Annotated in this window: 1 protein-coding gene; it reads left to right on the forward strand. The window is 68.9% G+C overall.

Features of this window, described 5'->3' with window-relative positions; genetic code table 11:
- Positions 1-894: NAD-dependent dihydropyrimidine dehydrogenase subunit PreA (gene preA, locus GY812_14375; GenBank protein MCP4436670.1), on the forward strand; the 894-nt coding region annotated here is incomplete at both ends.

The following is an 894-nucleotide window of genomic DNA, read 5'->3' on the forward strand; positions in this document are numbered from 1 at the left end:
CATCGACGCGGGCGCGGACGGGCTGGAGCTGAACTTCGGCTGCCCCCACGGCATGTGCGAGCGGGGCATGGGCTCGGCGGTGGGCCAGGAGCCCAAGGTCAACGAGGAGATCACCTCCTGGGCCGTGGACTACTCCACCGTGCCCGTGCTGGTGAAGCTCACGCCCAACGTCGGCGACATCCGACCCCACGGCCTCGCGGCTCAGGCGGGCGGCGGGCACGGGGTCTCCCTCATCAACACCATCAAGTCCATCATCGGCGTCGACATCGACCGCTTCGTGATGGAGCCCCGGGTGGGCAGCCGGTCGACCAACGGCGGCTACTGCGGCGCGGCCGTTCGACCCATCGCCCTGCACATGTGCGCGGCGCTGGCGCGGGATCCACGCTTCAACATCCCGATCAGCGGCATCGGCGGCATCACCAACTGGCGGGACGCGGTGGAGTTCCTGCTGCTCGGCTCCTCGAGCGTGCAGGTCTGCACCGAGGTCATGCTGCGCGGCTACCGCATCGTCGAGGACATGATCGAGGGCCTGAACGAGTACATGGACAGCAAGGGTATGGCCACGATGGACGACATCGTCGGCCGCGCCATTCCGAGCTTCTCGGAGTGGGGCAACCTCGACCTCAACTACGAGATCGTGGCGGAGATCGACCCCGCCAAGTGCATCGGCTGCCAGGTCTGCGTGGTGGCCTGCCACGACGGCGCCCACCAGTGCATTCACCCGACGGGGGAGGGCCGCGTGCCGGTCATCGACCTCGACGAGTGCGTGGGCTGCAACCTCTGCCAGATCGTGTGCCCGGGGCCCGATTGCATCTCGATGGTCGCGGTGGACAACGGGCACCAGCCGGCGGCGGGGAACGACCACGTGGCGGGCACCGGCGCCCCGCGGCCAAA

It is taken from the genome of Actinomycetes bacterium, assembly GCA_024222295.1.
Lineage (GTDB): Bacteria > Actinomycetota > Acidimicrobiia > Acidimicrobiales > Microtrichaceae > JAAEPF01.